At 39.6% G+C, this 26,981-nt stretch carries 29 protein-coding genes, 2 pseudogenes and 1 other annotated feature; of the genes and pseudogenes, 14 read left to right on the top strand and 17 right to left on the bottom strand.

Annotated elements, in window-relative coordinates; translation table 11 throughout:
• The first annotated feature begins 159 nt into the window (after positions 1-159).
• On the top strand, positions 160-969 hold the full coding sequence (locus tag AC0VYV_RS04375) for a ZIP family metal transporter (protein ID WP_430243784.1): 810 nt from the start codon (positions 160-162) through the stop codon (positions 967-969).
• Between the two features lie 83 nt (positions 970-1,052).
• Here the strand turns inward: AC0VYV_RS04375 and AC0VYV_RS04370 are convergent, their stop codons facing one another.
• The 3 genes from AC0VYV_RS04370 to AC0VYV_RS04360 all read right to left on the bottom strand — a co-directional run bounded on the left by AC0VYV_RS04370 (position 1,053) and on the right by AC0VYV_RS04360 (position 3,565).
• Positions 1,053-1,406 (bottom strand): hypothetical protein, encoded by a 354-nt coding sequence (locus tag AC0VYV_RS04370; protein WP_303530348.1) that lies wholly within the window; start codon positions 1,404-1,406, stop codon positions 1,053-1,055.
• Between the two features lie 138 nt (positions 1,407-1,544).
• Positions 1,545-3,134, bottom strand: a complete 1,590-nt coding sequence (locus AC0VYV_RS04365; RefSeq protein WP_430243787.1) for a BCCT family transporter — start codon at positions 3,132-3,134, stop codon at positions 1,545-1,547.
• Positions 3,135-3,331: 197 nt separating this feature from the next.
• Positions 3,332-3,565, bottom strand: a complete 234-nt coding sequence (locus AC0VYV_RS04360; RefSeq protein ID WP_475366652.1) for a hypothetical protein — start codon at positions 3,563-3,565, stop codon at positions 3,332-3,334.
• A 248-nt stretch (positions 3,566-3,813) separates the two neighbouring features.
• Here AC0VYV_RS04360 and AC0VYV_RS04355 point away from each other — a divergent pair, with 248 nt between their 5' ends.
• The gene (locus tag AC0VYV_RS04355; protein ID WP_475366651.1) at positions 3,814-4,653 is read left to right on the top strand and encodes a transporter substrate-binding domain-containing protein; all 840 of its coding nucleotides are present in this window, start codon (positions 3,814-3,816) and stop codon (positions 4,651-4,653) included.
• A gap of 81 nt (positions 4,654-4,734) precedes the next feature.
• Here AC0VYV_RS04355 and AC0VYV_RS04350 read toward each other — a convergent pair whose 3' ends face one another.
• Entirely contained in the window at positions 4,735-5,154 is a 420-nt protein-coding gene (locus tag AC0VYV_RS04350; protein WP_194220382.1) for an organic hydroperoxide resistance protein, read from the bottom strand.
• Between the two features lie 175 nt (positions 5,155-5,329).
• Here AC0VYV_RS04350 and AC0VYV_RS04345 point away from each other — a divergent pair, with 175 nt between their 5' ends.
• Positions 5,330-5,857: an isochorismatase family protein gene (locus AC0VYV_RS04345; protein ID WP_430243792.1), complete on the top strand. Its 528-nt coding sequence runs from the start codon at positions 5,330-5,332 to the stop codon at positions 5,855-5,857.
• A 4-nt stretch (positions 5,858-5,861) separates the two neighbouring features.
• On the opposite strand, the pseudogene AC0VYV_RS04340 reads toward AC0VYV_RS04345, so the two are convergent.
• Positions 5,862-6,542: pseudogene (locus AC0VYV_RS04340) on the bottom strand (HAD family hydrolase).
• A 115-nt stretch (positions 6,543-6,657) separates the two neighbouring features.
• On the opposite strand from AC0VYV_RS04340, the gene AC0VYV_RS04335 reads away from it, so the two are divergent.
• Both AC0VYV_RS04335 and AC0VYV_RS04330 read left to right on the top strand, forming a co-directional pair.
• Complete coding sequence (locus tag AC0VYV_RS04335) at positions 6,658-7,464, top strand: GNAT family N-acetyltransferase (protein WP_475368466.1); 807 nt, start codon at positions 6,658-6,660, stop codon at positions 7,462-7,464.
• A 242-nt stretch (positions 7,465-7,706) separates the two neighbouring features.
• Positions 7,707-8,465, top strand: coding sequence for a FixH family protein (locus AC0VYV_RS04330; RefSeq protein WP_475374480.1), 759 nt, complete (start codon positions 7,707-7,709; stop codon positions 8,463-8,465).
• A gap of 37 nt (positions 8,466-8,502) precedes the next feature.
• Here the strand turns inward: AC0VYV_RS04330 and tyrS are convergent, their stop codons facing one another.
• From tyrS to AC0VYV_RS04305, 5 genes are all read right to left on the bottom strand, one after another.
• Complete coding sequence (gene tyrS, locus AC0VYV_RS04325) at positions 8,503-9,750, bottom strand: tyrosine--tRNA ligase (RefSeq protein WP_475368465.1); 1,248 nt, start codon at positions 9,748-9,750, stop codon at positions 8,503-8,505.
• Positions 9,751-9,806: 56 nt separating this feature from the next.
• Positions 9,807-10,030 (bottom strand) — a binding site (T-box leader).
• Between the two features lie 134 nt (positions 10,031-10,164).
• Positions 10,165-11,100 (bottom strand): ferrochelatase, encoded by a 936-nt coding sequence (hemH, locus tag AC0VYV_RS04320; protein ID WP_194220378.1) that lies wholly within the window; start codon positions 11,098-11,100, stop codon positions 10,165-10,167.
• Positions 11,101-11,476: 376 nt separating this feature from the next.
• Positions 11,477-11,827, bottom strand: coding sequence for a hypothetical protein (locus AC0VYV_RS04315; protein WP_430243802.1), 351 nt, complete (start codon positions 11,825-11,827; stop codon positions 11,477-11,479).
• A 76-nt stretch (positions 11,828-11,903) separates the two neighbouring features.
• A complete protein-coding gene (locus tag AC0VYV_RS04310; RefSeq protein ID WP_430243895.1) occupies positions 11,904-12,272 on the bottom strand; it encodes a permease in 369 nt (122 codons plus the stop codon).
• Positions 12,273-12,280: 8 nt separating this feature from the next.
• On the bottom strand, positions 12,281-12,484 hold the full coding sequence (locus AC0VYV_RS04305; protein WP_475366647.1) for a helix-turn-helix transcriptional regulator: 204 nt from the start codon (positions 12,482-12,484) through the stop codon (positions 12,281-12,283).
• A gap of 139 nt (positions 12,485-12,623) precedes the next feature.
• On the opposite strand from AC0VYV_RS04305, the gene AC0VYV_RS04300 reads away from it, so the two are divergent.
• Positions 12,624-12,812: a hypothetical protein gene (locus AC0VYV_RS04300; protein WP_475366646.1), complete on the top strand. Its 189-nt coding sequence runs from the start codon at positions 12,624-12,626 to the stop codon at positions 12,810-12,812.
• A 43-nt stretch (positions 12,813-12,855) separates the two neighbouring features.
• On the opposite strand, the gene AC0VYV_RS04295 is transcribed toward AC0VYV_RS04300, so the two are convergent.
• Positions 12,856-14,034 (bottom strand): MFS transporter, encoded by a 1,179-nt coding sequence (locus AC0VYV_RS04295; protein ID WP_475368463.1) that lies wholly within the window; start codon positions 14,032-14,034, stop codon positions 12,856-12,858.
• A gap of 433 nt (positions 14,035-14,467) precedes the next feature.
• On the opposite strand from AC0VYV_RS04295, the gene AC0VYV_RS04290 reads away from it, so the two are divergent.
• From AC0VYV_RS04290 to AC0VYV_RS04280, 3 genes are read left to right on the top strand one after another with little or no spacing between them, the layout of a single operon-like run.
• On the top strand, positions 14,468-15,616 hold the full coding sequence (locus tag AC0VYV_RS04290) for an NAD-dependent epimerase/dehydratase family protein (RefSeq protein ID WP_475374479.1): 1,149 nt from the start codon (positions 14,468-14,470) through the stop codon (positions 15,614-15,616).
• A 30-nt stretch (positions 15,617-15,646) separates the two neighbouring features.
• Positions 15,647-16,789, top strand: a complete 1,143-nt coding sequence (locus tag AC0VYV_RS04285; protein ID WP_475366643.1) for a glycosyltransferase family 4 protein — start codon at positions 15,647-15,649, stop codon at positions 16,787-16,789.
• Positions 16,790-16,805: 16 nt separating this feature from the next.
• A complete protein-coding gene (locus AC0VYV_RS04280; RefSeq protein WP_475374478.1) occupies positions 16,806-17,261 on the top strand; it encodes a GtrA family protein in 456 nt (151 codons plus the stop codon).
• Between the two features lie 37 nt (positions 17,262-17,298).
• Here the strand turns inward: AC0VYV_RS04280 and AC0VYV_RS04275 are convergent, their stop codons facing one another.
• Positions 17,299-18,123: a DUF368 domain-containing protein gene (locus tag AC0VYV_RS04275; protein ID WP_475374477.1), complete on the bottom strand. Its 825-nt coding sequence runs from the start codon at positions 18,121-18,123 to the stop codon at positions 17,299-17,301.
• Between the two features lie 241 nt (positions 18,124-18,364).
• Between AC0VYV_RS04275 and AC0VYV_RS04270 the strand changes: the two genes are divergently transcribed.
• Positions 18,365-19,252, top strand: coding sequence for a DMT family transporter (locus tag AC0VYV_RS04270; RefSeq protein ID WP_194220368.1), 888 nt, complete (start codon positions 18,365-18,367; stop codon positions 19,250-19,252).
• 73 nt (positions 19,253-19,325) lie between these two features.
• Here AC0VYV_RS04270 and AC0VYV_RS04265 read toward each other — a convergent pair whose 3' ends face one another.
• Complete coding sequence (locus AC0VYV_RS04265; RefSeq protein ID WP_475368458.1) at positions 19,326-19,823, bottom strand: NUDIX hydrolase; 498 nt, start codon at positions 19,821-19,823, stop codon at positions 19,326-19,328.
• A 209-nt stretch (positions 19,824-20,032) separates the two neighbouring features.
• Between AC0VYV_RS04265 and AC0VYV_RS04260 the strand changes: the two genes are divergently transcribed.
• Complete coding sequence (locus tag AC0VYV_RS04260; protein WP_475374476.1) at positions 20,033-20,626, top strand: hypothetical protein; 594 nt, start codon at positions 20,033-20,035, stop codon at positions 20,624-20,626.
• 66 nt (positions 20,627-20,692) lie between these two features.
• Here the strand turns inward: AC0VYV_RS04260 and AC0VYV_RS04255 are convergent, their stop codons facing one another.
• From AC0VYV_RS04255 to fabG, 3 genes are all read right to left on the bottom strand, one after another.
• Positions 20,693-21,079, bottom strand: coding sequence for a gamma-glutamylcyclotransferase family protein (locus AC0VYV_RS04255; RefSeq protein ID WP_475368456.1), 387 nt, complete (start codon positions 21,077-21,079; stop codon positions 20,693-20,695).
• A 71-nt stretch (positions 21,080-21,150) separates the two neighbouring features.
• Positions 21,151-22,872 (bottom strand): pyruvate oxidase, encoded by a 1,722-nt coding sequence (locus AC0VYV_RS04250; protein ID WP_475374475.1) that lies wholly within the window; start codon positions 22,870-22,872, stop codon positions 21,151-21,153.
• Positions 22,873-22,983: 111 nt separating this feature from the next.
• The gene (fabG, locus tag AC0VYV_RS04245; protein WP_475374474.1) at positions 22,984-23,745 is read right to left on the bottom strand and encodes a 3-oxoacyl-ACP reductase FabG; all 762 of its coding nucleotides are present in this window, start codon (positions 23,743-23,745) and stop codon (positions 22,984-22,986) included.
• Positions 23,746-23,893: 148 nt separating this feature from the next.
• On the opposite strand from fabG, the gene AC0VYV_RS04240 reads away from it, so the two are divergent.
• The 3 genes and pseudogenes from AC0VYV_RS04240 to AC0VYV_RS04230 all read left to right on the top strand — a co-directional run bounded on the left by AC0VYV_RS04240 (position 23,894) and on the right by AC0VYV_RS04230 (position 25,812).
• A complete protein-coding gene (locus tag AC0VYV_RS04240) occupies positions 23,894-24,271 on the top strand; it encodes a thiol-disulfide oxidoreductase DCC family protein (RefSeq protein WP_475374473.1) in 378 nt (125 codons plus the stop codon).
• Positions 24,272-24,348: 77 nt separating this feature from the next.
• A pseudogene (locus AC0VYV_RS04235) lies at positions 24,349-24,966 on the top strand (NUDIX hydrolase).
• A gap of 21 nt (positions 24,967-24,987) precedes the next feature.
• Positions 24,988-25,812 (top strand): helix-turn-helix transcriptional regulator, encoded by an 825-nt coding sequence (locus AC0VYV_RS04230; RefSeq protein ID WP_430243830.1) that lies wholly within the window; start codon positions 24,988-24,990, stop codon positions 25,810-25,812.
• Here the strand turns inward: AC0VYV_RS04230 and AC0VYV_RS04225 are convergent.
• A complete protein-coding gene (locus tag AC0VYV_RS04225; RefSeq protein WP_475374472.1) occupies positions 25,729-26,958 on the bottom strand; it encodes an MFS transporter in 1,230 nt (409 codons plus the stop codon). The two genes, AC0VYV_RS04230 and AC0VYV_RS04225, sit on opposite strands and share 84 nt — an antisense overlap.
• Positions 26,959-26,981 lie beyond the last annotated feature (23 nt).

The raw sequence follows: 26,981 nt of genomic DNA, 5'->3' as shown, positions 1-26,981 counted from the left end.
GCCGGGCTTTTTTCATGCCATTATAAAATGCTCTATGCAATTCACTAATGTTGACAGTCGACACCAGTCGCATTAGACTTGAGGGTATAGATTTTTCCTGAAGGCAAAAAATATGACGATAGGAAATAATAGATAGATTCTTAGAAGGAGAGTTTACTCATGGGTGATTGGATTGTTGGATTAAGCCCTGTAACACAGGCATTCTTATTTACGTTGTTTACATGGGGCGCCACAGCACTTGGGGCATCTTTTGTATTCTTTACTAGAACCGTCAATCAGAAAGTCTTTGATGGTATGCTCGCATTCGCAGGCGGAGTTATGATCGCTGCAAGTTTTTGGTCCCTGCTCAGTCCCGGAATTGAAATGGCTGAACAACAAGGAGTACCAGGCTATATTCCTGCAGTTGTTGGTTTTCTATTAGGAGGGTTTTTCCTTCTTCTCGTAGATCGCATCTTGCCTCACATTAATGAGGATTTGTACTTTAAAGAAATTAAAGATAAAAAAGCAAAACACCGCACAGCGATGCTTGTTTTCTCCATTACAATGCACAATATTCCAGAAGGTCTAGCTATTGGTGTAGCATTCGGAGCTGTTGCTGCAGAATTTTCAACCTCCACACTTGCTGGTGCCATTGCGCTTGCAATCGGTATCGGGATACAAAATATCCCTGAAGGAACCGCCGTTGCTGTTCCACTTCGAGGTGACGGTATGTCCAGAGCCAAAAGCTTTTTCTACGGGCAGCTATCAGGAATTGTTGAGCCAATTTCTGCCGTAGTGGGTGCCTTAGCGGTTATCTACATTCAACCTTTACTACCGTATGCACTAAGCTTTGCTGCTGGAGCAATGATTTTCGTAGTAGCAAAAGAAATCATCCCTGGCTCACAAGAAAAGGGGAATGTGCAGATCGCATCCATCTCATTAATGATCGGTTTTTCAGTCATGATGGTCCTTGACGTAGCACTAGGTTAAGAAAGAAAGGCGCATCATCCGTAATAGGATGATGCGCCTTTTCTAATACCTTTAGTAACTGTTTCTGGTTTTAGCACAGCATTTTAAAATGCATAGCGAAATAGTCCATAATAGAGTGGAATAAGCATTATGATCGAAAAGATAACGGTTGTCATCTTTACTGTTTTCTCACTCATTCCCTCAATCGCTTCATCACTTTGATCAAAGTAGAGGACAAATAGAAGATCCCAAAGTAAACCAAGGAAAAAAACAAATTTCCATAATAGCGCTGGGCCTATGCTGATTTCAGTAACATATCCAAATAACCCTGTCCAAGTTGTTGCTGACACGAGAAAGTCTATCTTCATTGAAGCGGTCTTATACTTTCCTTTTAACAAAAATCCTATCGCTGGTGCTCCAAGTACTCCAAGATACAAAATCCATAAAATATCCGACATTCTCAATCCTCTTTCGTTCACAAGTTCGTGACATAGGAGCCTAAGTCTACCTCGAAACTAAGCACATACACCTTTAGTCTACAAGAAACATAGGCAATAGGGATATAGTTACTTTTTAATTTCTGAGGAAATCAGAGTTTAAGAAGATTGTTTTTGACGATTTTCTTTCTTCTCTTTAGAAGCTTCGGCTAATTTTTTTAGTAACGTTTTTTCTCTTTTTCCTTCTGCTTCTTTCGCTTCATTACGTAATGATTTAAACAGATTAACGCACATGATAATCAAGATTACTGTAAACGGTAACGCAGCAACAAGCGAAGCTGTTTGAAGTCCCTGAAGACCACTACTAATAATCAATACTGCTGAAATAGCAGCAATAAGCGTTCCCCAAACAAGCTTTGAAAATAAAGAAGGATTCAAATCACCGTCAGAGGTCATCATACCGAGAACAAAAGTAGCCGAATCCGCAGAAGTAACAAGAAAGACGCAAATCAAAAAGATAGATAGCGTCGATAACACCTGAGTTAACGGAAATTGTTCAAGCGTCACGAATAATGCACTTGTCACATCCTCATTAACAGCATCGGCAATCGCTGTTCCTTGAAATAGATCGAGATGGAAAGCCGCTCCTCCGAATACAGCTATCCACACCATAGCAATAAACGGTGGGACAATCAGCACCCCAAAAATCATTTCGCGAATGGAACGTCCTTTAGAGACACGAGCAACGAAAGCTCCAATAAATGGCGACCACGCAATGACCCATGCCCAATAAAACACGGTCCATTCTTTCACCCATGTTCCACCTTGATAAGGGGTCATAAAGAAACTCATTTCAATGAACTTCTGAATATACCCACCTAATGCTAATGTAAAGCTCTCAAGTATAAAAACAGTTGGTCCAAGAAAAAGAACGAATAGCATTAAGATAAGAGCTAAAGCCAAATTTAAATTACTTAAGTACTTGATGCCTTTGTTTAATCCTGTAGTTGAAGATGCCATATACAAGACGAAAAGAATGGCAGTAATGCTAATTTGAACGACTGCATTTTGCGGAAGTCCGTACATATAATCCAGCCCACCATTGATTTGCAAAATACCAAATCCAAGTGATGTGGCTACACCCATCACGGTTGCAATGACCGCAAGAATGTTAATGATCTTCTTCCACGATGCCTTACTTCCTGATTTAGACTTACTTGAAATCGTTTCACTGATTAAGCTTTTACGACCTTTTCTATATTGGAAATAAGCCATCACAAGCCCTACAACCGTAAAGACCGACCACTGGTGAATTCCCCAATGAAAAAAAGAATAGCGCATGGCAAGCTTTGCTGCCTGCTCTGTCTCTCCTTCAACACCAAAACCTGCTGGTGGGTTAGCGAAATGCGTCATTGGCTCTGCGACACCCCAGAAAACAAGACCTACCCCAAAACCAGCACTAAACAGCATGCCAATCCAGGTGAAGAATGGATATTGAGGTTTCTCATCATCTGGACCTAAGCGAATTTTACCGTATTTACTAATAGCTAAATAGAAACAAAAAACCACGAAGAAAATAACCGCTATTAAGTAAAACCAGCCAAATGCATTCGTTGTAAACGAGTAAACTGAGCTAGCTACGGATGCAAATGACTTAGGTACCACAGCTCCCCAAATCACAAGTAACAATACGACTATACCCGATACCCAAAAGACCGGGTTCTTTCTTTGACTTTCCTTTTCTTTCATAGATCTCTCCTTTCAGATTGGTAGCAAAATCAAATTCAACATATCCCAATCATTTTTTCACTAGTCTGACTACATTATCATTTACCCTTATAAAATTCAAACTAACCAGATTTACCCTTTTTTCTCCAAATTTTAGACAAACAAAAAATCGACTTTAGCAGTCGATTTCAATCAAACATCACTTATGTGACCTTCTATTATACATCCAAATAAAGGGTTTGCTTAGGAAGAGTCGGACGAGAAACTTTTACACTTGGATCACTGAACTCCATCGATTCAAGAATTTGTTCTTCAGAAAAGCCGGTCATTTGAGAAAGCTTCCGAATATCTATCTTCTTCTTAGATAATCGTCTCGAATGTTGAATCGCGACCTGTGTTTGATGATGCACAACGGAATACCGATGCGTAAAAGTCCCCACAGAATGTTTCACAGCTAATCCCCTTCCGTTAGTGAATTAATGAAATAACTTCCATAAAAAATTAATTACGGTACAGTTACCCCATCTTCTATAAACTAAACTGGGTATTACGTCTCGCCCGAATCATTCTTCTCATCCAAACCTATACGGTAGTCCCTCTCACCAGTCTTATAATTAGAAATATTTAGGACAAATCTCTTGCTTAAGCCGAAGCTGCTTTGCTATGGTAATGTTCTGATTTAAAAAAGGGGGACATGATCATGAGATCGAATCGTTTTTTACTGTTGCTCGTTTTGATAGTTGTATCAATTCTAGCAGCGTGCAGCAATAATAGCTCTGAAGAAGAAAGAGACACTGCTTGGGAAGAGATCCAGGATGCTGAGTCAATTAAAATAGCGACTTCTGGTACACTTTATCCAACTTCTTATCATGAGCAAGAAACAAACGATTTAACTGGCTTTGATGTAGAAATTGTGAAAGAACTGGCCAACCGTTTGGATTTAGAAGTGGAATTTGTTGAAATGGGTTTTGACGGAATGCTGACAGCTGTTCAAACAGGAAAAGTCGATATGGCTGCTAATGATATCGGCATTACAGAAGAGCGCAAAGAAAAATTTGCACTTTCTACGCCATACAAACATTCTTACGGCACGGCTATCGTTCGTGCGGAGGATCTATCTGGTATAGACTCAATCGACGATTTAGAAGGAAAGAAAGCAGCCGGTGCAGCTACAACGAACTTCATGAAACTCGCAAAGGAAAAAGGCGCTGAAGAAGTAATCTATGATAATGCGACAAATGAGCAATACCTTCGCGACGTTGACAACGGAAGAACCGATGTCATTTTAAATGATGTTTACTTGCAGCGATTGGCTCTAGCGGCATTTCCTGAACTTGACCTTACCATTCACCCTGCTATTCAATATATGCCAAGTGAAGGCGGTCTTTTGATGAATAAGGAAAACGAAAAGCTTATTACTGAAGTGAATGAAGTAATTGAAGAAATGCTTGAAGATGGAACGATTCGTGATCTATCAAAGACGTTCTTTAACGGGGCTGATGTAACAGAACTCCCAGAAGATATTGAATTCCAAAAATAACTTACGTCTCTTATAGTTAAAAAGCAGATTTTAGACAAGAAAAAAAGCCGTTCTCCTTTGTTGGAGAACGGCTTTCATCTGTTACACAGCTTTTGCATTAATTTCTACATCAATGTTGCCTCGCGTTGCCTTGGAGTAAGGGCATACTTTGTGAGCTTCTTTTGCGAGCATTTCTGCATCTTCTTGGCTTACACCTTTAATTTCTACATTTAAAGCTGCGCCGATTTTAAAGCCATTGTCAGCTTCATCTTTCAATAAGCTAACATCTGCTGTGATTTTCGAATCAATATCCATCTTCTTCTTAGATGCCACAAGATTTAATGCACCATCATAACAAGCCGCATAAGCAGCAGCAAACAGTTGCTCAGGGTTTGAGCCAGTTTCGCTTGATTTTTCTGTTGGCATAACAAGATTTAAGTCAATTAAACCGTCCGAAGATTTAACTTGTCCATTACGTCCGCCTTCTGCAGTTGCTTGTGAAGTAAACATTACATTACTCATTGAATATCAGCTCCTTCTAATTTGCATACAATTAAAATGTCCCCGTTTCTCCTCTCTTTTAAACGTCTTACTTTTACAAATGCATGCTTTCATTCCATATATCGGTTGATTTTCGTTCAAATACGGGGTATGATTGAACAAGAACATTTGTTCGTTTATTTAAGGGGGAATATGATTGAACACTACTGCTCTGCTTCTCATTGATGTCCAAAATGGAATGTTTCATCGCGGGTCTTCCGTCTACCAAGATGCCAGGCTACTATACAACTTAAAAAAAATCACAGCCTCCGCTAAATCAGAACGCATACCAGTTTACTATATCCAGCATGAAACAAATGGAAATCACCTAAAGCGGAACACGATTGATTGGGAGCTTCATCCCTTTTTCACCATCGAAAAGGAAGATGAAGTGATTTACAAAACAACACCAGATGCCTTTCATCTCACTCGCCTGGAAGAAAAACTCCATTCTAAAAACATCAATCATCTTCTTATAACTGGTATTCAAACAGAAGTATGTGTAGATTCAACATGTAGGAGCGCCTATAGTAAAGGATTTTCTATCAGTTTAATTGAAGATGCTCACAGTACTTGGGATACGTCTCTACTAAACGCTAAAAAAATCATCCAGCATCATAACCAGACACTTCAATGGTTTGCAGATCCGATCTCAACAGATCAATTTGTTGATAGATTACGCTAAATTTCTACATGCCTAATCGCTTCCACTCATTCAACACTTGTGGAATTTCTAATAACGATTGGATCGAGGCGTCTCCTAACTCTTCGGATGTATTGAACCCTTTCTTCCATATTGTTTTCATTCCAGCGTCACTAGCACCCTTTATATCATTTATCTTATGATCCCCTATAAAAACGGTTTGAGAAGCTTTTAAATCAAGCCGCTCAAGGCTACGCTGGAAAATCACTTTCTCTGGTTTTTTCACGCCCTCTTGTTCAGAAATAAGAATAACGTCAAAATAGTTTTCAATTCCCAGAGCACTAATATTTCTATACTGGAATGCTGTTTTTCCATTGGTGATTAAACCAAGTAAGTACCCACTGCTTTTTTAGCGATCTAGCATATCGATCAAACCATTGAAAGGTTTACAATGAAGGTGAAAGGAACAAATATAATCCTCTAGAAGCGCTTCTGAAGTTATTGTTAGTTCATATTCATCTACTAGCTGTTCGTAAACGCGATCTTTCCACGTATACCCATTGTTATCTAAAGTAATGAAACGTGAGCAAAACTGTTCTTCCTCTATGTCTGCTAAAGATGTGAGGTAGCGTTTATATTGGTCATGAATAAAGCTATTCACTGAGTCTTTCCTATTCAAAAGCGTCTCATCAAAATCAAAAAGAATCCCTTTTATCAATTGCCTCATTTCCTTTCTAAATCCCACTATATTTTTAGATTAACATAAATTTTCATAATCTATTTACTTTTGTGTTATTTTATGTAAAATTGGTTGTTAGAATTAGAAAGGGGGAAACTATCAATTGATTAGAAGATTAACTGAAAATGATCATCTTCAATGCCTCTCCTTATTAACACCACACGCTGCAGAGAACTTGTTCATTTTAGGAGATATTGAAGCTTATGGGTATGATCAACCTTTCCAGAAGCTTTGGGGTGATTTCTTAGAGGATGGTACATTGCGAGCTGTTTTATTAAAATATGAAAAAAACTATATTCCGTTTGCACCTGAGGATTTTGACGCAAAAGGTTTTGCAAAAGTGATTTCAGAAGACAGCGATTTCTTTATGATGTCAGGACTTAAACGGGTCACAAGTCAAATACAACCCTTTGTTTCCCATCCTTTTCGCTCAAGTCGTGAATTGTTCTATGCGAAATGTGAGAGTACTAACGAACTTGCCCTCGATAACATCAACAATGTACAAGTCGCCTCATCGCTTGACCTAAGTCACATCCATTCTCTTCATGAACAAATTGGTGAGTTTGACTCATCTGAGACCGTAGAAGAAAAGCGACGAAATCAGGAAAAAGGAGTATCAAGAACATACTTTATTGAGGAAGATGGGAAGCTTGTGTCAGCAGCTTCTACCGCAGCAGAAAATTCTCAATCAGCGATGATCGTTGGTGTTTGTACATTGGCAAATTATAAACGAAAAGGCTATGCTTCAAAATGTACAAGTAAACTTTGTTATGACGTCCTTAAGGAAGGAAAAGTCCTATGTCTTTTCTATGATAATCCAGAGGCAGGAAACATTTACAAGCGAATAGGCTTTCAAGATATCGAGAAATGGATGATGATTCATTTTGAAACAAAAGAAGCTCTTGTTTAATCTCTCCGATCCTTCCTTTCAATAAGGATCGTTTTTTTATTGTCTCTTTTAAATTCACTCGTATAAAACTTCTATCAATCTCTTTTGTTGCCAGCTAGACACAACTATTCATGAATTAGCCTTGAGATTAGGTTATAACTTTCTTACTATTAAAGTGTGGATAAAGGTTTACAAGATTACTGAAGTGGCCATACTGTTTATTCAGAAATGGACGTAAGAAATGAAGGGAAGGAAAAATTGTTATGAAAAAAATCGGATCGTGGGTATCTATCCTTAGCATTTCTATGGTGCTAGCAGCGTGCGGACAGGATAATGCAAATGAGTCTAACAACGCCTCGACGGCAGAGGAAATTCAGGTCGAAACACTTGATGTTGCACTAGATACTCCTGAAAAAGTAGAAAAAGGTGAAAAGATTACTTTTTCTGCAACGGTTACACAGGGTGATGAAAAGGTAGACGATGCTGACGAAGTTATGTTTGAAGTATGGAAAGAAGGCTCCAAAGAAGATAGTGAAATGATCGAAGCTTCTCATGATGGTGAAGGCGTTTATACTGCTGAAAAGGAACTCGACGATGCTGGTAAATACTTCGTTCAATCTCACGTGACAGCTCGTGACCTACATACGATGCCGAAAAATGAAATGATGGTCGGTTCTGAAGAAGAAGCTGCTTCTGAAACTGATGAACACGCGCACGAACACGAAAGCGACGTATCCATCCATCTTATGAAGCCCGAAGAGATAAAAGCGAATGAAGATGTTTCGTTCATGGCACACCTTCAAAAAGACGAAGAAGCCTTAACTGGTGCTGACGTTCGCTTTGAAATTTCGAAAGTAGATGAAGAAAAAGCTGAGTGGGTTGACGCTGAAGAAATGAAGGATGGGGAATATGAAGGAACGACTTCTTTTAAAGAAGCTGGTGACTACACCGTTACCATCCATGTAGAGAACGATGAAGGTCTTCATGAACATACCGAAGAAAGTGTCACCATTACAGAATAATAAAATCCTCCCCCTCTATTCGAGGGGGAAATTTTTACTATGCTAGTTTTATTTTCTTGAATTTCCTTTTGCCCACTTGAATGACCAATCCATTTTTCACTTCAATTTCCTCATTCACTTCTGTTACTTTTACCTCATTTAGCTTAATACCGCCATTCTTCACCATTCGTCTAGCTTCACTTGTTGAAGGTAGCATGCCTAGTTTAGCGATCAATGTTGGCACAGTTACCATCCGATCTCCATCCCATATGACTTCCTCAATATCAGTTGGAAGCTGCTTTTGCTGAAAGATTTGTTGAAACTCCACTTCTGCTTTTTCAGAAGCATTTTCTCCATGAAACATGCGAACGATCGTCTTAGCTAAATTCATTTTAGCTGTTCTTGGATGGATTTCTTCTTGTTCAATTTCTTTACGAACCGTAAGCTTTTCCTCTAGAGATAGATCCGTGATTAATTCGGTATATTTGACGACCAGCTCATCAGGAATCGACATCGCTTTTCCATACATCTCTGATGGCTTCTCTGTAATCCCAATGTAATTCCCTTTGGATTTAGACATTTTTTCAATCCCGTCTAATCCTTCTAGAAGAGGCATCATTAAGACGACTTGCTTCTCTTTTCCGAACTGCTCTTGAAGGTGACGCCCCATTAAAACGTTGAAATATTGATCATTTCCACCGAGCTCAATATCACTTTCAAGATGAACAGAATCATAGCCCTGCATTAAAGGGTAAAAGAACTCATGAAGCGAGACAGGCTTATTCGCCTTCATTCGATTTTCAAAATCATCGCGCTCAAGTAAACGAGCAACCGTTATTTTTCCAGCGAGTTCAATAACGTCTTCAAACTTTAGTTCAGATAGCCACGCCGCATTGTAGTGGAGCTCCACTTTGCTTTGATCAAGAACCTTACCAAACTGCTCAAGATAAGTTCCAGCATTTCGTTTCACCTCTTCATCCGTTAGCTGCACTCTTGCTGTTGATTTTCCAGTAGGATCACCAATTTTACCTGTAAAGTCTCCAATAATGAGTTGGATGATATGGCCATTTTCTTGAAACTGCCTTAACTTATTTAACACAACGGTGTGACCAATATGGACATCGGGCGCAGAAGGATCAAGACCCAATTTCACTTTAAGTGGCTTATTCTTAAAAATCGAAGTAGCTATTTTATGTTTAAGTTCATCTCCAGGAATGACTTGACTCGTTCCATGTGTATAAACCGCATATTGCCTTTCCATTTCCTTTCTTTGTTCTTCTGTTAATTGATCCATGATTGAGTTCATTCCTGTCGACCTCCTAATTATTAAATTTCATATTAAAAGCCACGTCCCCTCTATATAGTAGGGACGTGGCTTACACGCGATACCACCCTGATTGAAGAAATAACTTCTTCCGGCTCGAATACGATAACGGTTTTCCCGTTCCTGACTAGTTAGATCACTCTGTTCATCAAGAAGGCTCTGAGGGGTAATTCACGGTTAGACTGTACCAGTTCACACCAACCACTGGTTCTCTGACACTACTCGTCATAACACGCTACTGCTTCCTCTTCCTAGCCTATTGTTATTTACGATGCATGAATTTCTCATTACTTTATCTTCTTTTACGCTAGTTGTCAATTTGTTTCTTCAAGAGCAGTTTGGAATTTCTCACAAAAAAGAACGCAGCCTTACAAACGTAAGACTGCGCCTTTTTCATTATTGTTTATTTAATTCTTTTAACACGACAGTTGAAAGAATATCGATGAATTCTTCCTGTGCGTTTGGCATTTCTGGTCGATAATAATTTGCACCGATTTCATCTGTTACAACTTTACATTCATAGTCATTATCAAATAATACTTCCAAGTGATCGGCTACGAATCCTACTGGAGCATAAACAAACGATGTAAAACCTTGTTTTTCATAAAGATCTCTTGTTAAATCCTGTACGTCTGGGCCAATCCATGGATCTGGAGTGTTCCCTTCACTTTGCCATCCTATTGCCACGTTCTTCACACCTGACTCTGCTACGATAAGATCTGCCGTTTCTTTCAATTGGTCTGGATAAGGGTCTCCATTTGCAATGATTTTTTCAGGTAAACTGTGCGCGGAAACGATGAGGACAGATTTCTCGCGTTCTTGATCTGCCATCCCTTCAAATATCTCTTTAATACGCTTCGCCCAATAAGAGATAAATTTAGGCTCGTCATACCAGCTCTCAACAGAATGAATAACTGGGCCACCTAGTTTTCCAGCTTCTTCTTTTGCTCGTCCATTATAAGATTTGATACTAAATGTAGAGAAGTGAGGCGCCAACACAATACTAACGGCTTCTTCAATACCATCATTGTGCATTTGCTGTACCGCATCTTCTACAAAAGGCTCGATATGCTTTAATCCGATATAAAGCTTAAACTCAATTTCATCTTGAATTTCATTAAGGTGAGCTTCAAGCCCTTTCGCCTGATCTTCCGTAATTTTGGCAAGTGGCGATATTCCACCAATTGCTTTGTATCGGTCCTGAAGATCTTTTAGCTGCTCGTCAGATGGCTTGCGGCCTCTTCTAATATGTGTGTAATAACGTTCAATATCCTCTTCTTTATAAGGCGTTCCATACGCCATTACAAGTAATCCCATTGTCTTTTTAGCCATGAATGTGTTCCCCTCTCATACAGTGATTAATTAAATAAACTATCTTTTTATAATCATTATCATCTAGGTATCAGTATACCTTTTTTTCTCCCCTGAATCAAAGGAATCTGACTATAAATTCGTAACGTTTTGTGTCACTCCTATTGAAGCAAACCTTTATGTATTTTGCCACTTCCGATGCGCTTCCTATCACAGTATAGCGAACATTAAGCGTTCTGTCTTTCTCTTCCTCCACTTCTATTTCATCCTATCCACCATTTTCAGATTTCATACTGTGGTTGAATAACGCGGTAGTGAAGCTGGGGTTAGGTGCGTGCCCCCCGCTTCCCCCCACAAAAAAAAGCTGCGCATCATTGCGCAGCTTTTTCCAATTTATCTATTTTTCCATTGCGCCATTATGCTTCGATACAACTTCACGCAGATCCGTGTCGTCTTGCTCTTCTGTATTAAAAACTAACACGTAGCGAAACTCTCTGTCCGCTTCCTCAGATGGATCAGCATTTTCTTCTTGCTTGCCTGTTGGCGTTTCATTAGAGAAAAACAAATCGTTATTCGCTCCAGCCGGGGTAGCAGTTCCCTGTCCCTGAACTGGTGTATCGATACTAAGCTTTTGATCTTCTGGAATATGTTCAACTGACAATTGACTTACCGAATAAGCCTGCAAATCAGCTTTTGCACTCTCTGCATCGTTCTCTGTTGTAAAATAAGCTTGTAATGATTTACTCATGTCAATCCAACTCCTTTTTATGATCTCACAAAAAGGGTTTCCCGATTCTTGCCATCTTTAATCATCGTGATAAAAATTAATGTCTTTTAGCGACGATCACCATGGAAACAAAGACTGTGCTAATCAGCATGGCGGCTAATGCACTCAGCACTGTTACTGAGCTAATATTCACTATGTTGAATTGTAGAAGAAAAAGAAACACCATGATATAACCTAGTACAGCAAAGTACGAATAAAACATCCCTTTCTCTCGAATCATTCGACTTCGCTCGTCCCGTGCCTTAAACTGCGGCTGAAGATAGCTTAAGCAAAAGGTCATAATAGACATACTCATCATCATATAACTTGCAGGAATAGGTTCATTTCCTGTGCCAAGACCAACACTAATCAGTAATAAAGCATTCAACGCAAAAAAGACGCCAAATCCGATATACGTTTTATTCATTGCCACTTCTAATCCCCCTCAGAATCCAAATAAAAAATCTCCTCCACAATCGTTCCAAACAACCTCGCCATTTCAAGTGCGAGCGGTAAAGATGGATTGTACTTTCCTTTCTCAATTGAAATAATCGTTTGCCTTGATACACCAAGTATTTCGGCTAGGCGATCCTGGGAATACCCTTGTTCTGTTCTTTTCTCACGGAGTACATTTTTCAACTAAAAAGCCTCCTCACTTCTCATTTACATTATAAGGTAAAGCTCACTTTACGTAAAGCTTACTTTACATCGAGATGAATCATAATCCTCCGTTCACTACACATGCTAGAAAGATCCTAACGAAATCAGGAGGTAAAAAATGAAGCGTGACACAACACAAGCAAACAAAAAGATAAACGATTCATTTTACAAAGGACAAGCACCTGTCAATGTTGATGAAAAGATCAATGAAGACTTCTATGGCGAAGAACCAGCTCAACCCACGAGCTACCTCGGAAACAATACACCTGCCATTGATGTAACGGGGAATAAGGACAAAAATCGATAACCAACTTAAACTGCCCCTTTGCTAGCAAAGGGGCTCTACTTTATTATTCTGTTAAGTAGTGCATGCTCTTCAATAAGTAAAAAGCCGATGCTAATAGTAAAACTCCTGATAAAGCAAAAACAAATGGAACACTAATCGTCTCAGCAAGAAAACCGTATAGCAAAGAGCCAAGACCAAACGTAATGGATATCAGAGCGCTTTGAGCGCTAAAAACTTCAGGAAGTGAATCTTTCGGGCATTTCTTTTGGATGAATGTCACCATCGCAATTGATTTTATTTGTTCCACCATTCCTGAGAGCACAGTTAACAGAAGTGCAATCACAGGAACACTTATTAAACCAAAAACAAACGTTAAAATACTAATCGCGAAGCACGTGGCGAGAAGCGTTTCTTTCATATAACGTTCAAACCAATTCGTGTATTTGGATACGGCCATTCCACCTGCTATCAAGCCGATGAAAAAGCACGCATTAAGATATCCCCACCACGCTTCTGATTTCATAAGAACTTCTTCGACAAAAATATAAAGGATAGCAGCAATCCAAACGACATTTGCTATCGCTTCAATAAAAATCATAATGTGAAATATACGCAGAACAGGATGCTTCCAAATCAACCTCCATCCGCTCATCATATGAATTTTCGTCTTCCTTTCTCTGTGATCCCTCACAACAATTAACCCCATCATCAGTGTGGAAATCACGTACATCACAAAGGTAACCCATATAACGAAGGAGCCTGACGTTGCTGCTACAAGAATACCACCGAGTGCCCAACCGCCAAATTGAATGGACTGATCAACAACCGCTACAAAACTATTCGCTTTCGCAAGCTCATCCTCCGTAACGAGTTGAGGGAGCATGGCATTTCGAGCAGGTGCGGCCCACCCATCAAGAAAAGCGATGATAAAAACAAGAACTAAAATAATCAGTATTGAAGGATCAAAAAGCCATAAAGACAAGCCAAGCATCCCCAACAACACTGTCTTTATACTTTGTGATCCGACTAGTAATCCTTTTAACGAAAAGCGGTTCAAGACTAGCGGTGCACACATTCCACTTACAAATCGAGCGATCGTAATAGTAAATGGTAGCAGGGAAAGATAAAGTGCTGAACCTGTTGATTGATAAAGAACAGCTATTAGCGCCACAATATATAGAACATCTCCCGTGTTGGCAAACCCCTGGCCAATCCACAAGAAACGAAATGAACGTAGTCTCATCATAACTACCCCTTTTTATTTTGGTCTTACAAATGAACTAAAGGGTAGTCAGTTTACATAGGGAAAATCACTCCTATTCTTCAATGTCTTTAAATGTCCAGATAACAGTTGCTAGTATGAATGAAAAAATAGTAGGCGTTATGATGAGATAATTCGTTTGAAAGCATTTTTTATTATTTTACCATATTCCTAAAATGACCGTTTTGAATTTTCTAAATTAATTAATTGTTTTTATGAAGCGTTTCATGCAAACTAAAAGGTGTAGTGATACTCTTTTTAGGGAAAGAAATAATGATACATTTTCGGATTGGTTTAAAGATTTCGTAAATTGATTGTTGCGAGTTGAATGCCATCTTGAGGAATGCTATCGTAAATATTTGATAAAGCAAGGATATCTACAACTAAATCGACCATTGTGATGGAGGTAAAATCTATGAGAATTATTGTAGCAGGCGGAGATGGTTTCTGTGGGTGGCCAACCGCACTTTACTTATCAAAACAGGGCCATGAGGTTACGATCATTGATAACATGGTACGCCGTAAATGGGATGATGAGCTTCGATCGAACTCACTCACCCCCATCTTACCCCTTGAAGAACGTGTGAAATTATGGGAAGAAAAATCAGGTAAGCATATCACAACGTATGATTGTGATTTGATGCACTATGACTTCTTAAAAGAAATCTTCAAGCAAGTACAGCCCGAAGCATTTGTTCACTTTGCTGAACAGCGCTCAGCACCATATTCTATGATCGATCGTGAGCACGCGGTATTTACACAAACGAATAACGTTGTTGGTAACTTGAACGTGCTCTATGCGATTAAAGAAGTTACACCTGATTGTCACTTAATTAAATTGGGCACAATGGGTGAGTATGGACAGCCTAACATAGATATCGAAGAAGGATACATAAAAATAGAACATAAAGGACGTGAAGACGTTCTTCCGTTCCCGAAACAACCGGGATCGTTCTATCATTTATCAAAAGTACATGATAGCCATAACATTCAGTTTGCCTGCAAAATTTGGGGCATTCGTGCAACAGACTTAAATCAGGGAATTGTTTATGGACTTCATACAGATGAAGATGAACTTGATGAAGGTTTAATCAATCGCCTTGATTACGATGGTGTATTTGGTACAGCCCTTAACCGTTTCATCATTCAAGCAGCCATTGGCCATAACTTAACAGTGTACGGATCAGGTAAACAAACGCGCGCTTTCTTAAACATTAAGGACACGATTCGCTGTGTAGAAATTGCAGCAGAAAAACCGGCCGACAAAGGAGAATTCCGCGTGTTCAATCAGTTTACTGAAGAGTTTTCTGTACTTGAACTGGCTGAGAAAGTTCAGCGTGTAGCTGAAGCTAAAGGACTCAAAGTTAACATCGATCACCTTGAGAATCCTCGTGTTGAGAAAGAAGAGCACTACTATCACGCTGTAAACACGAGCTTAATTGATCTTGGTCTTGAGCCTTCTCTTTTAACAGATGAACACATTTCGAGAACGCTTGATACAGCTCTCAAATACAAAGACCGCGTACTGAAAGAAAACGTTCTTCCTAACGTGACCTGGAAGTAAAAGATGCACAATACTAACTGAGGTGTTCTTATGAAAATATCCATCGTAACAGAGACATTCCTTCCTTCAACAGATGGCGTGGTGACAAGACTTCGTGCATCGATCGATTATTTAATTGATCAAGGGCATGATATTCAGGTCATTGCTCCAGATTTAGGAGTGCGCAGCTATCGGAATATTCGTTTTGATGGAGTTCAGCCTCGTACATTCTTTCTATATAAACATCGGAAATTCGGCATGCCAACTCGTGTGATTAAAACCTATTTAGAGGAGTTTGATCCTGATCTTGTTCATGTCGTTAACCCGGCTTTTATGGGCTATTCTGGTATCAAGTATGGTAAGAAACTCGGCGTTCCGCTTATTGCTTCTTATCATACTCACGTTCCTAAATACGCTGATCACTACAATATGTCATGGTCGGAACCTCTTCTCTGGTGGCACTTCAGAAGAATGCACAACAAAGCGGATATTAACCTCTGTACGTCACAAGCCATATTAGAAGAGTTAAATGAACAAAACTTCTATAACATGCATTTGTGGAAACGCGGTGTTGATACTGAACGCTTTAATCCTGAACTTCGTGACAGCAATATGAGACGCCGGTTATCAAACGACAATCCAGATAAAACCCTTCTCCTCTTTGTCGGAAGACTTGCATTCGAGAAAGAAATCGATTCGCTCGTTCCGATGCTTGAAGACAAGCCAGATGCTCACCTGGCGATTGTTGGGGATGGCCCTTATCGAGGTGAACTTGAAAAGAACTTTGGTCATCTTGATAACGTATCATTTACTGGTTTTCTACACGGAGAAGAGCTAGCAAGGGCTTATGCTTCTGCAGATGCTTTTATGTTTCCATCAACGACTGAAACGCTCGGGCTTGTCATACTTGAAGCGATGGCAAGTGGCCTTCCTGTTATTGCCGCAGAATCTGGTCCAACGAACGAACAGGTTGAGGATGGTTCAACAGGACTACTCTATCGTTCAGGAACGAACGGTAACCTCACTGAAGTCATTAATCGCCTTCAGGAAAAAGGGCTATTAGAAAAAATGTCAAAAGAAGCTTACGAGCATTCTAGAGATTACGGTTGGCGAGGTCCAGCTCAACAGCTACTTGATTTCTATGAGTCCGCCATTGAGCAAAAGCAAGAAGAACAGCAGCAGGCGATTCAATAGATAGAAGGATGAGTATATGAAGCAGCAGAGAATTGGCAAGGGTTCTAAACAGGTGATGAGTTTCAGTGTAATTGGTGTGATGAATGCACTAGTTGATATAGGTGCTTTAAACCTGCTCATGCTGTTATTTCCAACAGATGATCGAATCCAGCTTATTATGTACAACACAATTTCATACGTTCTGGCGATCATTAACAGCTATTTCTGGAATGCCAAGCTCACGTTCCCTTCAAAAGCGATCCATGACAAAAAACAGGTGCTGTTATTTCTAGTTCAGGCCATCATCGCACTTGGTATTAGCAACCTTGTCTTTTATGGCGCTCTCTTGATATTCGAATGGATCACGCTGCCACGCTACATTGAACGTAATATTTCAAAAGGACTAGCCATGTTCCTCTCTTCTGCTTCAAGCTTCTTTATGATGAAACATCTTGTGTTTCCTCGTACAAAACCAAATCAAGAAGAGCAATAAATCACACAAAAAACCGCAGGTTTTCCTGCGGTTTTTGTTATTCTTCCTTATGTTCAATTTTTCCAAGTACAATAGCTGCGCCAAGTCCCCCCAATAATGTTAAGAGGCTCGCTACCGCAAGTCCAACATCTGACTGAAATCCTGGATACAACACAACGACTGAGCCGATCACTAAACCAATCATAACGGCATAAGTCGAAACCGTATATTTTGAAAGTAAGTGAGCAATGACCTTACCTGTTAAGCTTAATCCAATAATAATGCCTGCTCCTACCGTTAGTAAGAGGGGAATTTGAAACGATGAAAGACCATGGATAACAGTCTGATATGACCCAAGCAGTAATAAGACAAAAGAGCCACTTACTCCAGGAAGAATCATCGCTGTACTAGCTAACCAGCCAGAGAAAAACAGAATGACGTAATCAACCATACTTAACGATTTCATCACCTCTCCTGATCCGTCCCCTTTTAGAAACAAAGTGGAAGCAATTAAAATCGCCGCTACAATTAACAATCCATAATGGAAAGGCTCGAACGTTTTCTTATAGTCTACTTTTCTTAATAGAAAAGGGACAACCCCAATAATTAAGCCAATAAAGAAAAAGAACGTAGGCTGTGGATAATGCTCGAGCAGTTTCTCCATAAGCTGACTAACGAGCAGTAAAGCAAGTCCTACGCCTATTAAAAGGGGAATAAAAAACCCAAGTTCTTTTTTCCAATTCTTACTCATCAATCCATTAATACCGCTAATCAGTCTTCTATAAATGCCAAGCACCATGGCAATCGTACCACCGCTTACGCCAGGGATTAAATCACTTACGCCCATTAATAATCCTCGATAAATATTGCGCCATACAAACATGATCACGTTTCTCCTTTTGCTTTATGTCTAGTACCTACATTACCCATATATACCCTCTTATTAACCGAGCATTTTTATCACCCGATTTAAGAAAGGTTCGATCACCCTTCTACTATGCCACAATCCCTTCAAGAAAGAATGAATCAATTTTGTGACATTTCCTACTTTAAGCTCTGTAGTTGAAAAAGAGGATCCCTTTGCAGTAAAGTGATAGAAGTGATTGACAAACTGGAGGAATTTGATGAGTGATCGAAATAAAGGAATTATCCTATTGCTAATATCATCATTTGGATTTGCGATGATGGCTGCTTTTGTAAAGCTATCAGGTGACGTGCCTACGATTCAAAAAACGATGTTTCGAAATGCCGTCTCTGCCATCATTTCATTTGGCTTTGTGATGTACTACAAAGAAAGACTCTTCGGTAAAAAGGAGAACCAGAAATTCTTGCTCCTGCGATCAGCGCTTGGAACACTAGGAATCATTTTCTATTTCTATGCGATTGACAACCTTGTCCTCTCTGATGCCGACATGCTCAATAAGCTTAGTCCTTTCTTATTAATTATTTTTTCCGCTCTTTTCTTAAAAGAAAAAGCGAAACGGTTCCAGATCATTGCGATCATCATCGCTTTCATCGGAACGCTATTAATTATAAAGCCACAGTTCTCAGTCGAGACAGTTCCGTATATTTCCGGCCTGCTTTCTGCTATTTTTGCTGCAGGTGCCTATACGGTACTCAGAGTTCTTGGACAGCGTGAAAAATTCTATACAGTTGTTTTCTATTTCTCATTCTTCTCAACAGTAGTATTATTGCCATTCGTGATTATCTTCTATGAACCAATGGAAACGAAACAGCTGATCTATCTATTATTAGCAGGCGTATTCGCAACGCTTGGACAATTTGGGCTCACCGTAGCCTATAAATTTGCACCTGCTCGAGAAATCTCGATTTTCTTCTACTCGACCGTCGTTTACTCTGCTTTAATCAGCATTGTACTATTCGGTCAAATACCTGATGCCTGGAGTATTATTGGCTATATTATCATTTTCTCAGCTTCGTTCTATATGTTTATACGTAACAACCGAGAAGCGAAAAAGGTTGAGAAGAGACAACCACAAACCTCGCATTGATTCACATAATAAAAAGAGAGGCAAACTTCTATTTAAGTTTGCCTCTCTTTTTTTGTTTTCCAATGACACTGATTCATTTGTGAACTGTTTTAACTTCACTCTCTACTATTGGAGAGACCGAATAAGATTGCATTTGATGATGGTGATAGATAAACCTGTGCTCCTGTAAATAGTTTCCTCCAAGTACTTCGGGCAAAAACTTCTGCAGATTGCTTACTACACCCTGGTTATCTTCATCTAGAATCCAATCTATTCGTTTCCAGTCTAGTATTCCTTCTGCCGTATTTAAAGGAGTAGTAAGAATCATTCCTTCTGGTAAATCCGCCAGAAAAATGTACATACCTGAGTTGCCCTGCTCACTATAAAAAAGAGCATTCCCTGCATAGATAACGCTCTCTAATTCAATCCCTGTCTCTTCAAAGGTTTCTCTTATTATACACTCAGACGGCGTTTCATTCTGTTCTAGCTTCCCACCAACGCCGTTCCAGAGACCCATTGTTGGGGCTTTGCGTCGATTTAATAAGAGAAAATCTTGATTTCTTTTGATAAAACAAATCGTATATTGAAGCATGTATCGTCACCTAGTTTCTCATAATTTGATCCAATTAAATAAGTTTGATAAAAACCTAAAGCAATTGCCTATCTATTTTACTAAACATTCACTCCATATGGATAAAACAGTTAAATTACTGTTACAATGAGCAAGTCGTCTTAAAACGATAGTAGAGTTGAATAAAAGGAACAATTAATGTTTCTCTGACATTCAGGAGGAAAGTAAGCATGCCAACAATCAATCAAGTCATTGAAAGCTATAATGAAGTGGAAAAGCTCTCAGATGCTCCACTCACCATCATATCCGAGGTATTATGGATCATCGTTGGACTCATTTTCATTATGCACCTGATCCGTAACCGGAAATTCTTATCCCCATCAAAATTTCTATTTAGAGGAGCCTTCCTGTTCATCATTTTACTCATCATAGGGTATTTATCGTACACGTTAAACAGCTATGATTTTTCAATGGACGAGAAATCATGGGAAGAAAATACACTCGCACCTTATCTTCAGTCTTTACATGAGCACAACGAACAAGTAGAGGATTTTTCTCAATTACTGAAAGACCCTAATAACGGCATAAAATCAAATTATGTAGATGATGACATATCTCCAATTTGGATCGAGTTAGTCACCACTACGGATACTGGTGAAAAACAAGAAAAAATTGTTGAAGCGACGATTGTAAAAGAACCAATTCAACAGCCCTATTTAACTTACAGAATGATTGAAAAAAACATTTCAGATCACTACTCAGATGAGGCTTATTATGAAACAACCCTTCACATTCCTGAAGATTATATGATTCTAACGGACTAATTTTTCAAAGAGCACACGCTCCATTTTTGGAGGTGTGCTTTCTTTCATTGTGCTAGTCTCGATTGGTTACCTTTTATCTTTGCGATACGCTATCCAGTCTCCACCTGGTATTTCGATAAAACGCTTTTCTGGATTTTTCATGATATAAGTAATGGCTTGGAAACTCCCTTGCTCACTTTCGATTTCCTGTATGACACAATCATACAAGTTATGATCGCGCCCTTCCTGATAACCTTCGAGAATATTAATTCTTTCTAGTAACTGATTATCGACTTCATAGACTTCTCCATATACGTTATGCTCCTCGCTTTGAACTAAAGCAGGGTAACCATCTTGTGTGTCATACAGCTGTCCCTTTGTCCAACAGAAGCTTTCTTTTAGAGCAGCTCCTTTTATGACACCATGATTGCTTTCTCCTAATCGTAATGTTCCATAACAAAACACAAGATGCATGATTCTCTCTCCTTTTATCTCCATAGCTATAACGAAAAGCCCGCCAATAAGCGGGCTCCCCAGTAACTTTATTAAAAAATTCGCTTCAATGCCTTTTTAAGCGGTGGCATATCAATTTCCTGTTCTTCAAATGCTTTTTTGAGCATGTATTTCGAATAGCTTGCTGCCTGTTCATACGTGATTTTACCTGGAAGAGGCGGTTGCTCTTCAATCACAATGTCGACAATGACAGGCTTCGGTGATTTCGCAGCTCGTTCAAAAGCCGGAAGCAATTCTTCATACTTTTCGACTCGGTAACCTTCCCCGCCAGCTGTTTCAGCAAATGCGGCAAAGTTAAAGTCTTTTAATTCCGTTTCATAATCAATGTTCCCTATTTCCTGCTGTTCATATTTAATCATGCCAAGACGTTCGTTGTTAAAGACGACAACCATCATAGGTAACTTATATTTAACAGCTGTTAAGAAATCTTGCATCACCATCGTAAAACCACCGTCACCGCAAATCGCTACGGCCTGACGATCTGGATGAGCTATCTTACCTGCAATCGCTCCTGGAAGACCGCAACCCATTGTCGCCATCCATGAGGAAATGATGAATTTTTGATTCGTAATGCGTAAATGCCTTGCTGACCAAACTGTCACATTCCCTACATCGATTGACAAGACGGCATCATCATCCAAAACTTTTTGAAGTTGTGGCATGATTTGCTGTGGTTTAATCGGTATAGACTGTTCCGATTCAATCTTTTCAAGATGAGCCCACCAGTTTTTCATATTGTCCTGACATTTCTCAATAAATTCACGGTCTTCCTGGTAGGTAGTATGGTCGGTTAAGTAAGATAACGTCCACTTGGCATCTCCTATTAATCCTACCGTTACAGGGTAACGTTTCCCGATTTGAGTTGGGTCAATATCAACCTGGATCGCCTTTGCTTTATCTGGTAAATAATCGCGATACGGGAATGACGTACCGACCATGATGAGTAAATCAGTTTCTTCCATTGCTTCATAAGCAGGCTTCGTTCCAATCTGACCGAGTTGACCAAGGTTATAAGGATGAACGTCAGGAATAGCTCCCTTACCTGGTAAACTTAAAATAACCGGTGCCCCTGCTTTTTCTGCAAAGCTTAACAGTTCTTCTCTCGCATGTTTAGAGCCTTTTCCTGCTAAAATGACCGGTCGCTTCGCTTCATTTAACATAGCGACTGCTTCGTTTAAATTGGAGTCATGTGGATGAACGACTGCTTTCGAGCGAATGAGAGAGGTGTTCTCCACCTTTTGTTTTACCTTCTCAGCTGCAAGGTCATCTGGAATTGTAAGGATTGCTACGCCCTTTTTCTCAACAGCTGTTCGTATAGCTTGATGAGTTAAGTCCGGTAACGATGCCGCAGTTTCCACCCTGCGATTAAATACAGATACATCATCAAACATTCGTTCAAGGTTAATTTCCTGAAATTGATCCGTTCCAAGTTGGTCGCTTGCGACTTGTCCAGCAATAACGAGAACCGGTGCACCGTCAGCCTTTGCATCATAAAGACCATTCATCAAATGAACTGCTCCTGGTCCCGCAATCGAAAGGCAGACACCTATTTTGCCTGTTATTTTCGCATACGATGCTGCTGCAAGGGCACCAACTTCTTCATGTCTAACCTGAATGAACTTCATACGGTCTTGAGCATTTCTTAAATTTTCCACAAAGTGGTTAATCGAATCTCCTGGTAAACCATACACATGATCTACTCCCCATTCAGAGAGTGTATTCAGTAAAATCTCGCCAGCATTTTTATCAAACATCATGACTCCTCCTTCGTTTCCTTATCCATAATGGGAAAGTACCCCTCTATAGGATCAGTGAAACGTCAGAGAAAAGAATAAAGCAGCCCAATTGGACTGCTTTTATCGATATTACGTTCGTGGTCCACCTGCAACATAAAGAACTTGTCCACTAACAAAGGATGAGTTTTCATCTGCAAAAAAGAGTGCAGCATTCGCAATGTCTTCCGGTTTCCCTGTTCTAGCTACTGGAATCTGCTTTTTGTTATATTCAATAAACTGGTCAAATTCAACACCGAGACGTTCGGCCGTTACTTTTGTCATATCACTTTCAATAAATCCTGGCGCGATAGCATTGGCCGTAATGCCATATTTACCAAGCTCGAGTGAGAGCGTTTTGGTTAACCCCTGAATGCCCGCTTTGGCAGCTGCATAGTTCGTTTGTCCACGATTACCTAGTGCAGAAGTAGAGGATAGACTTATGATGCGACCATATCCTTGGTCAACCATATACTTTTGTGCCGCTCTTGAAGCATAAAAACTCCCAGTAAGATGTACCTGCATGACCGTCATCCAGTCCTCATCACTCATTTTAAATAATAGATTATCTCGAATAACTCCAGCGTTGTTTACAAGAATATCAATTGAGCCGTATGCTTCAGCCGCTTCTTTCATACTTGACTCTACCTGCTCTCGCTGTGTAACATCCACAACTCCTGTCATAACTGAGAAGCCTTTCCCTTCTAATTTCTTTCTAGTTGTGGAAAGGGCTTCTTCGTTCACATCGGCAAGGTATACCTTAGCCCCTTCATCTGTAAACTTTTCTGCAATGCTCGCACCGATCCCTCTGCTTCCACCAGTTATGTATGCCACTCTACCTTCAAGTCGTTTCACTCAACCTCACTCCTGTAAGCGTTTTCTTAACTCTAATTAAACTATAATAATACTATAATTTTCTGTCAACTATTGTCATCCAGTTTAAAATTAGGATAATAAGTGAAAAGAGTAGGAGAATGAATTATTTATATTGGAGGCTATCGCGATGAAACATCTCGTTTTCTATGATGCTGAATGTCCTTTTTGTTTTTATATAAAGAAATCACTTCGCAAACTGGATTGGTTTAATAAGATCGAATGGATACCGGTCCAAGAAATTGAGAAACACCCAGAAGACTATCCTTATATGCAGTTTCGCCACAAACGAATGTATGATGAAATTCATATGCTCACGACATCTGGGAACCTTCATGCAGGCTTTTATACGGTAAGACGACTGTTAATGGCACTTCCTGTAACGGTACCTCTCTCTTTACTACTATACTTACCTTTAATTGATAAGCTTGGTTCACCATTCTATATCTGGTTTTCAAAAAACCGTTATGATTGGTTTGGACGTTATTCAGAGCCCCGTTTTGAATAATTTTTTTAAAAGCAGGCGTTTATACTTTTTTCTAGAATACTATTTATCAGAGAATTAGTTTGGAAGGATGCTTTGATATGGAAGAAAAATGGCTTACCTGGGCGAAACAAATACAATCCATTGCTCAAGCAGGGCTAACTTATACGCAGGATAACTATGATTATGAAAGATATATTGAACTGAGACAGCTAAGTGCTGAAATCATGGAAACCTACACGGACTATGATATGTAAACAATTAGCGAACTTTTCACGAATGAAACTGGCTATCAAACGCCTAAAGTAGACGTTCGTGCAGCTGTTTTTCATGAAGGTAATTTGCTTTTCGTTAAAGAAAAAGCTGATGGCAAGTGGTCCCTTCCCGGCGGCTGGGGTGATGTAGGCTTTACGCCAGGAGAAGTAGCGGTAAAAGAAGTTCAAGAAGAATCAGGCTACATTGTAGAAGCACGGCGACTTCTTGCCGTGCTCGATCACAAAAAACACCCTCACCCACCATCGCCTTATCATATTTATAAGGTGATGATTGAGTGTGAGCTAGTCGGTGGAGATGCGGCCGAAAGTATCGAAACAAGTGACAGTGGTTTTTTCGCTCAAGACGAGCTTCCCCCTTTGTCGACTGGCAGAATTACTGAATCACAGGTTGGGATGCTTTATAATCTCCATAACAACGTTACCCTTCCACCTGTTTTTGATTAGGTGAAATAAGGAGCTATCAAAATGATTAAACCATTTAACAATGGCCTTCTTCTTATGAGGAAAGACAAATTACAAGAACGAAGCTGGAGAAGTGATAATTGTTATAAGTTTATATTCTCTCACCAGGGGTCAGGGCTTTACGAAACACCACGTGGTGATATTTCAATTGATAAAGGACAGTTCTATATTCTTAACCCCGGCGATACCCATCGCCAACTTAACGTTACGGATGAAAAATTTCTAATCGAACTAGATGAAACGATTTTTCAAGAAGTAGCAAAAGATCTCAACCTCAGTGTACGCTGTCCTGAATTTGCGTCTATTCCTTATTGTCATCCACAGTTTCAGCAGTGGGCTTCTTTTGTACGAGATTGTATGGGGAACGGTTTGCAATCCGAAGAAAGCACTTACTTCCTTGAGCACAGTGCGGTACAACTTGTTATCCTCATGCTTAAGCTTGCTCCAGGATTGCATCAACAGGAGCTCTCCATCCCTTCAGCGAAGTTCCCGCTTACTACTGCTATCACAGCTATGAAAGAAGGATTTCAAGAAGACTGGTCGCTTGAGCAGCTCGCAAACCTGACAGGTCTCTCGAAATATCAATTCGCTCACTCCTTTAAAGAAGCGTTTGGTATTTCGCCTTATTCATTCCTGCAACTTTATCGCATTATGAAAAGTCAGGAAAAGCTTCTTCACTCTAGTGAATCAATTCTATCAATTGCTTTTTCATCAGGATTCAAGAATCTTTCTTCTTACAATCATCTATTTAAAAAGTTGTATGGAAAATCTCCTTCTCAATTTCGCAGTAGTTCCTACAAGATAGACGATACTAATGAGCATCATTAACATTCCACTAACAACCATTATAACTTGAATTGGCAGAAGTACAGCGAATACACCAAATAGAGCCAATGAAAGGGTATTAGCAAGATAGAGTAGAACAGCGTTCGTGCTAAAGCCTCTTCCAAGCTGTTCTTTCGGTACGATGGTTTGCAGGAGATAAACTCTTGCAAGTCCAGCTATCGGAATCCCGATTCCTACTAGAATAGCACCTACAAAAAAATGTTCTAACTCGTATAATACGCCATAATAAAATACGCCCGCTCCCCAAATGAAAGCACCAATCATATATGTTTTTAAATCCATTTCCTTTACAATATAAGGAATGACTAAATTCGTTCCAATCACAACTGCACCAAACAAACCTAGTATCAAACTATAAATCTCTTCACTCCTCGAAGTCATGTCTGAAAGCGCGAGTAAGAGCCCCACTTCCCAAACCCAGGTATTAAGAAAGACAATTAAAAAAGTACTTAGAAACAAATGCTTCAAGGTGATATTCTCACCAGCCCATTTAGTAAACGATCCGATTGAGCGCCAGACTCCGCTCAAGGATTTTTCCCCATTATAAGTGGTTTCTTTCACTTGTAATTTCATAAGAAAGAATGCACTCAATCCATAAGTTATGGCGTCAATAGTAAAAAAATGGACAGCACCATGCGTTGTAAGAATCCATATTGAAAGAAAAGGACTTATGACCGTAACGCCTCTTTGAAGTGTATCATTCAATCCATTAACCGATGTTCGTTCTTTCTCTGCTGTCATAAGAGGCAGTAAAGCACGATGAGCTGGGTTAAAGAAGCAACCAATCGATTGAATGAGAAAACTAACAAACAGTAAATAAGCATATCCTAACAAATCTGCGTAATAGAACAAAACAATAGATCCAATTAATGGAATCCTGACAAAATCTAAAATAATGAGCATTCTCTTCTTCTGTACCCAATCAGAGATCACCCCTCCTATCAACCCAAAGAGTAAATAAGGGAGCGTTTCCGCAATCGCCATTCCAGTCGTCAATACCTTAGATCCGGTTATCTCATAAGCAAGAAAAAGAAACGCCATACCTGAAAGAACATCGCCTAGCTTTGAAATCCCTCCTCCGAGCAAGTAGTACCTTATGTTTTGATTGAACATTAATTTGATATACATAAAATCACCTCTCTCTCTCTATC

Source organism: Anaerobacillus sp. QJM3NY_17 (assembly GCF_056173665.1).
This window is presented reverse-complemented; position numbering and strand designations above follow the sequence as displayed.

Excerpts from the sequence above, each read along its gene's own strand:
- tyrS (WP_475368465.1), bottom strand. The coding sequence starts at position 9,750 with ATGAACTCAATCATGGATCAATTAACAGAAGAACAAAGAAAGGAAATG.
- hemH (WP_194220378.1), bottom strand. The coding sequence starts at position 11,100 with ATGGCTAAAAAGACAATGGGATTACTTGTAATGGCGTATGGAACGCCT.
- AC0VYV_RS04375 (WP_430243784.1), top strand. The coding sequence starts at position 160 with ATGGGTGATTGGATTGTTGGATTAAGCCCTGTAACACAGGCATTCTTA.
- AC0VYV_RS04355 (WP_475366651.1), top strand. The coding sequence starts at position 3,814 with ATGAGATCGAATCGTTTTTTACTGTTGCTCGTTTTGATAGTTGTATCA.
- AC0VYV_RS04295 (WP_475368463.1), bottom strand. The coding sequence starts at position 14,034 with ATGAGACTACGTTCATTTCGTTTCTTGTGGATTGGCCAGGGGTTTGCC.
- AC0VYV_RS04280 (WP_475374478.1), top strand. The coding sequence starts at position 16,806 with ATGAAGCAGCAGAGAATTGGCAAGGGTTCTAAACAGGTGATGAGTTTC.
- AC0VYV_RS04255 (WP_475368456.1), bottom strand. The coding sequence starts at position 21,079 with ATGCATCTTGTGTTTTGTTATGGAACATTACGATTAGGAGAAAGCAAT.
- AC0VYV_RS04290 (WP_475374479.1), top strand. The coding sequence starts at position 14,468 with ATGAGAATTATTGTAGCAGGCGGAGATGGTTTCTGTGGGTGGCCAACC.
- AC0VYV_RS04365 (WP_430243787.1), bottom strand. The coding sequence starts at position 3,134 with ATGAAAGAAAAGGAAAGTCAAAGAAAGAACCCGGTCTTTTGGGTATCG.
- AC0VYV_RS04315 (WP_430243802.1), bottom strand. The coding sequence starts at position 11,827 with ATGAGTAAATCATTACAAGCTTATTTTACAACAGAGAACGATGCAGAG.
- AC0VYV_RS04260 (WP_475374476.1), top strand. The coding sequence starts at position 20,033 with ATGCCAACAATCAATCAAGTCATTGAAAGCTATAATGAAGTGGAAAAG.
- AC0VYV_RS04225 (WP_475374472.1), bottom strand. The coding sequence starts at position 26,958 with ATGTATATCAAATTAATGTTCAATCAAAACATAAGGTACTACTTGCTC.
- AC0VYV_RS04230 (WP_430243830.1), top strand. The coding sequence starts at position 24,988 with ATGATTAAACCATTTAACAATGGCCTTCTTCTTATGAGGAAAGACAAA.
- AC0VYV_RS04300 (WP_475366646.1), top strand. The coding sequence starts at position 12,624 with ATGAAGCGTGACACAACACAAGCAAACAAAAAGATAAACGATTCATTT.
- AC0VYV_RS04250 (WP_475374475.1), bottom strand. The coding sequence starts at position 22,872 with ATGTTTGATAAAAATGCTGGCGAGATTTTACTGAATACACTCTCTGAA.
- AC0VYV_RS04275 (WP_475374477.1), bottom strand. The coding sequence starts at position 18,123 with ATGTTTGTATGGCGCAATATTTATCGAGGATTATTAATGGGCGTAAGT.
- AC0VYV_RS04240 (WP_475374473.1), top strand. The coding sequence starts at position 23,894 with ATGAAACATCTCGTTTTCTATGATGCTGAATGTCCTTTTTGTTTTTAT.
- AC0VYV_RS04270 (WP_194220368.1), top strand. The coding sequence starts at position 18,365 with ATGAGTGATCGAAATAAAGGAATTATCCTATTGCTAATATCATCATTT.
- AC0VYV_RS04265 (WP_475368458.1), bottom strand. The coding sequence starts at position 19,823 with ATGCTTCAATATACGATTTGTTTTATCAAAAGAAATCAAGATTTTCTC.
- AC0VYV_RS04285 (WP_475366643.1), top strand. The coding sequence starts at position 15,647 with ATGAAAATATCCATCGTAACAGAGACATTCCTTCCTTCAACAGATGGC.
- AC0VYV_RS04310 (WP_430243895.1), bottom strand. The coding sequence starts at position 12,272 with ATGAATAAAACGTATATCGGATTTGGCGTCTTTTTTGCGTTGAATGCT.
- AC0VYV_RS04350 (WP_194220382.1), bottom strand. The coding sequence starts at position 5,154 with ATGAGTAATGTAATGTTTACTTCACAAGCAACTGCAGAAGGCGGACGT.
- AC0VYV_RS04330 (WP_475374480.1), top strand. The coding sequence starts at position 7,707 with ATGAAAAAAATCGGATCGTGGGTATCTATCCTTAGCATTTCTATGGTG.
- AC0VYV_RS04370 (WP_303530348.1), bottom strand. The coding sequence starts at position 1,406 with ATGTCGGATATTTTATGGATTTTGTATCTTGGAGTACTTGGAGCACCA.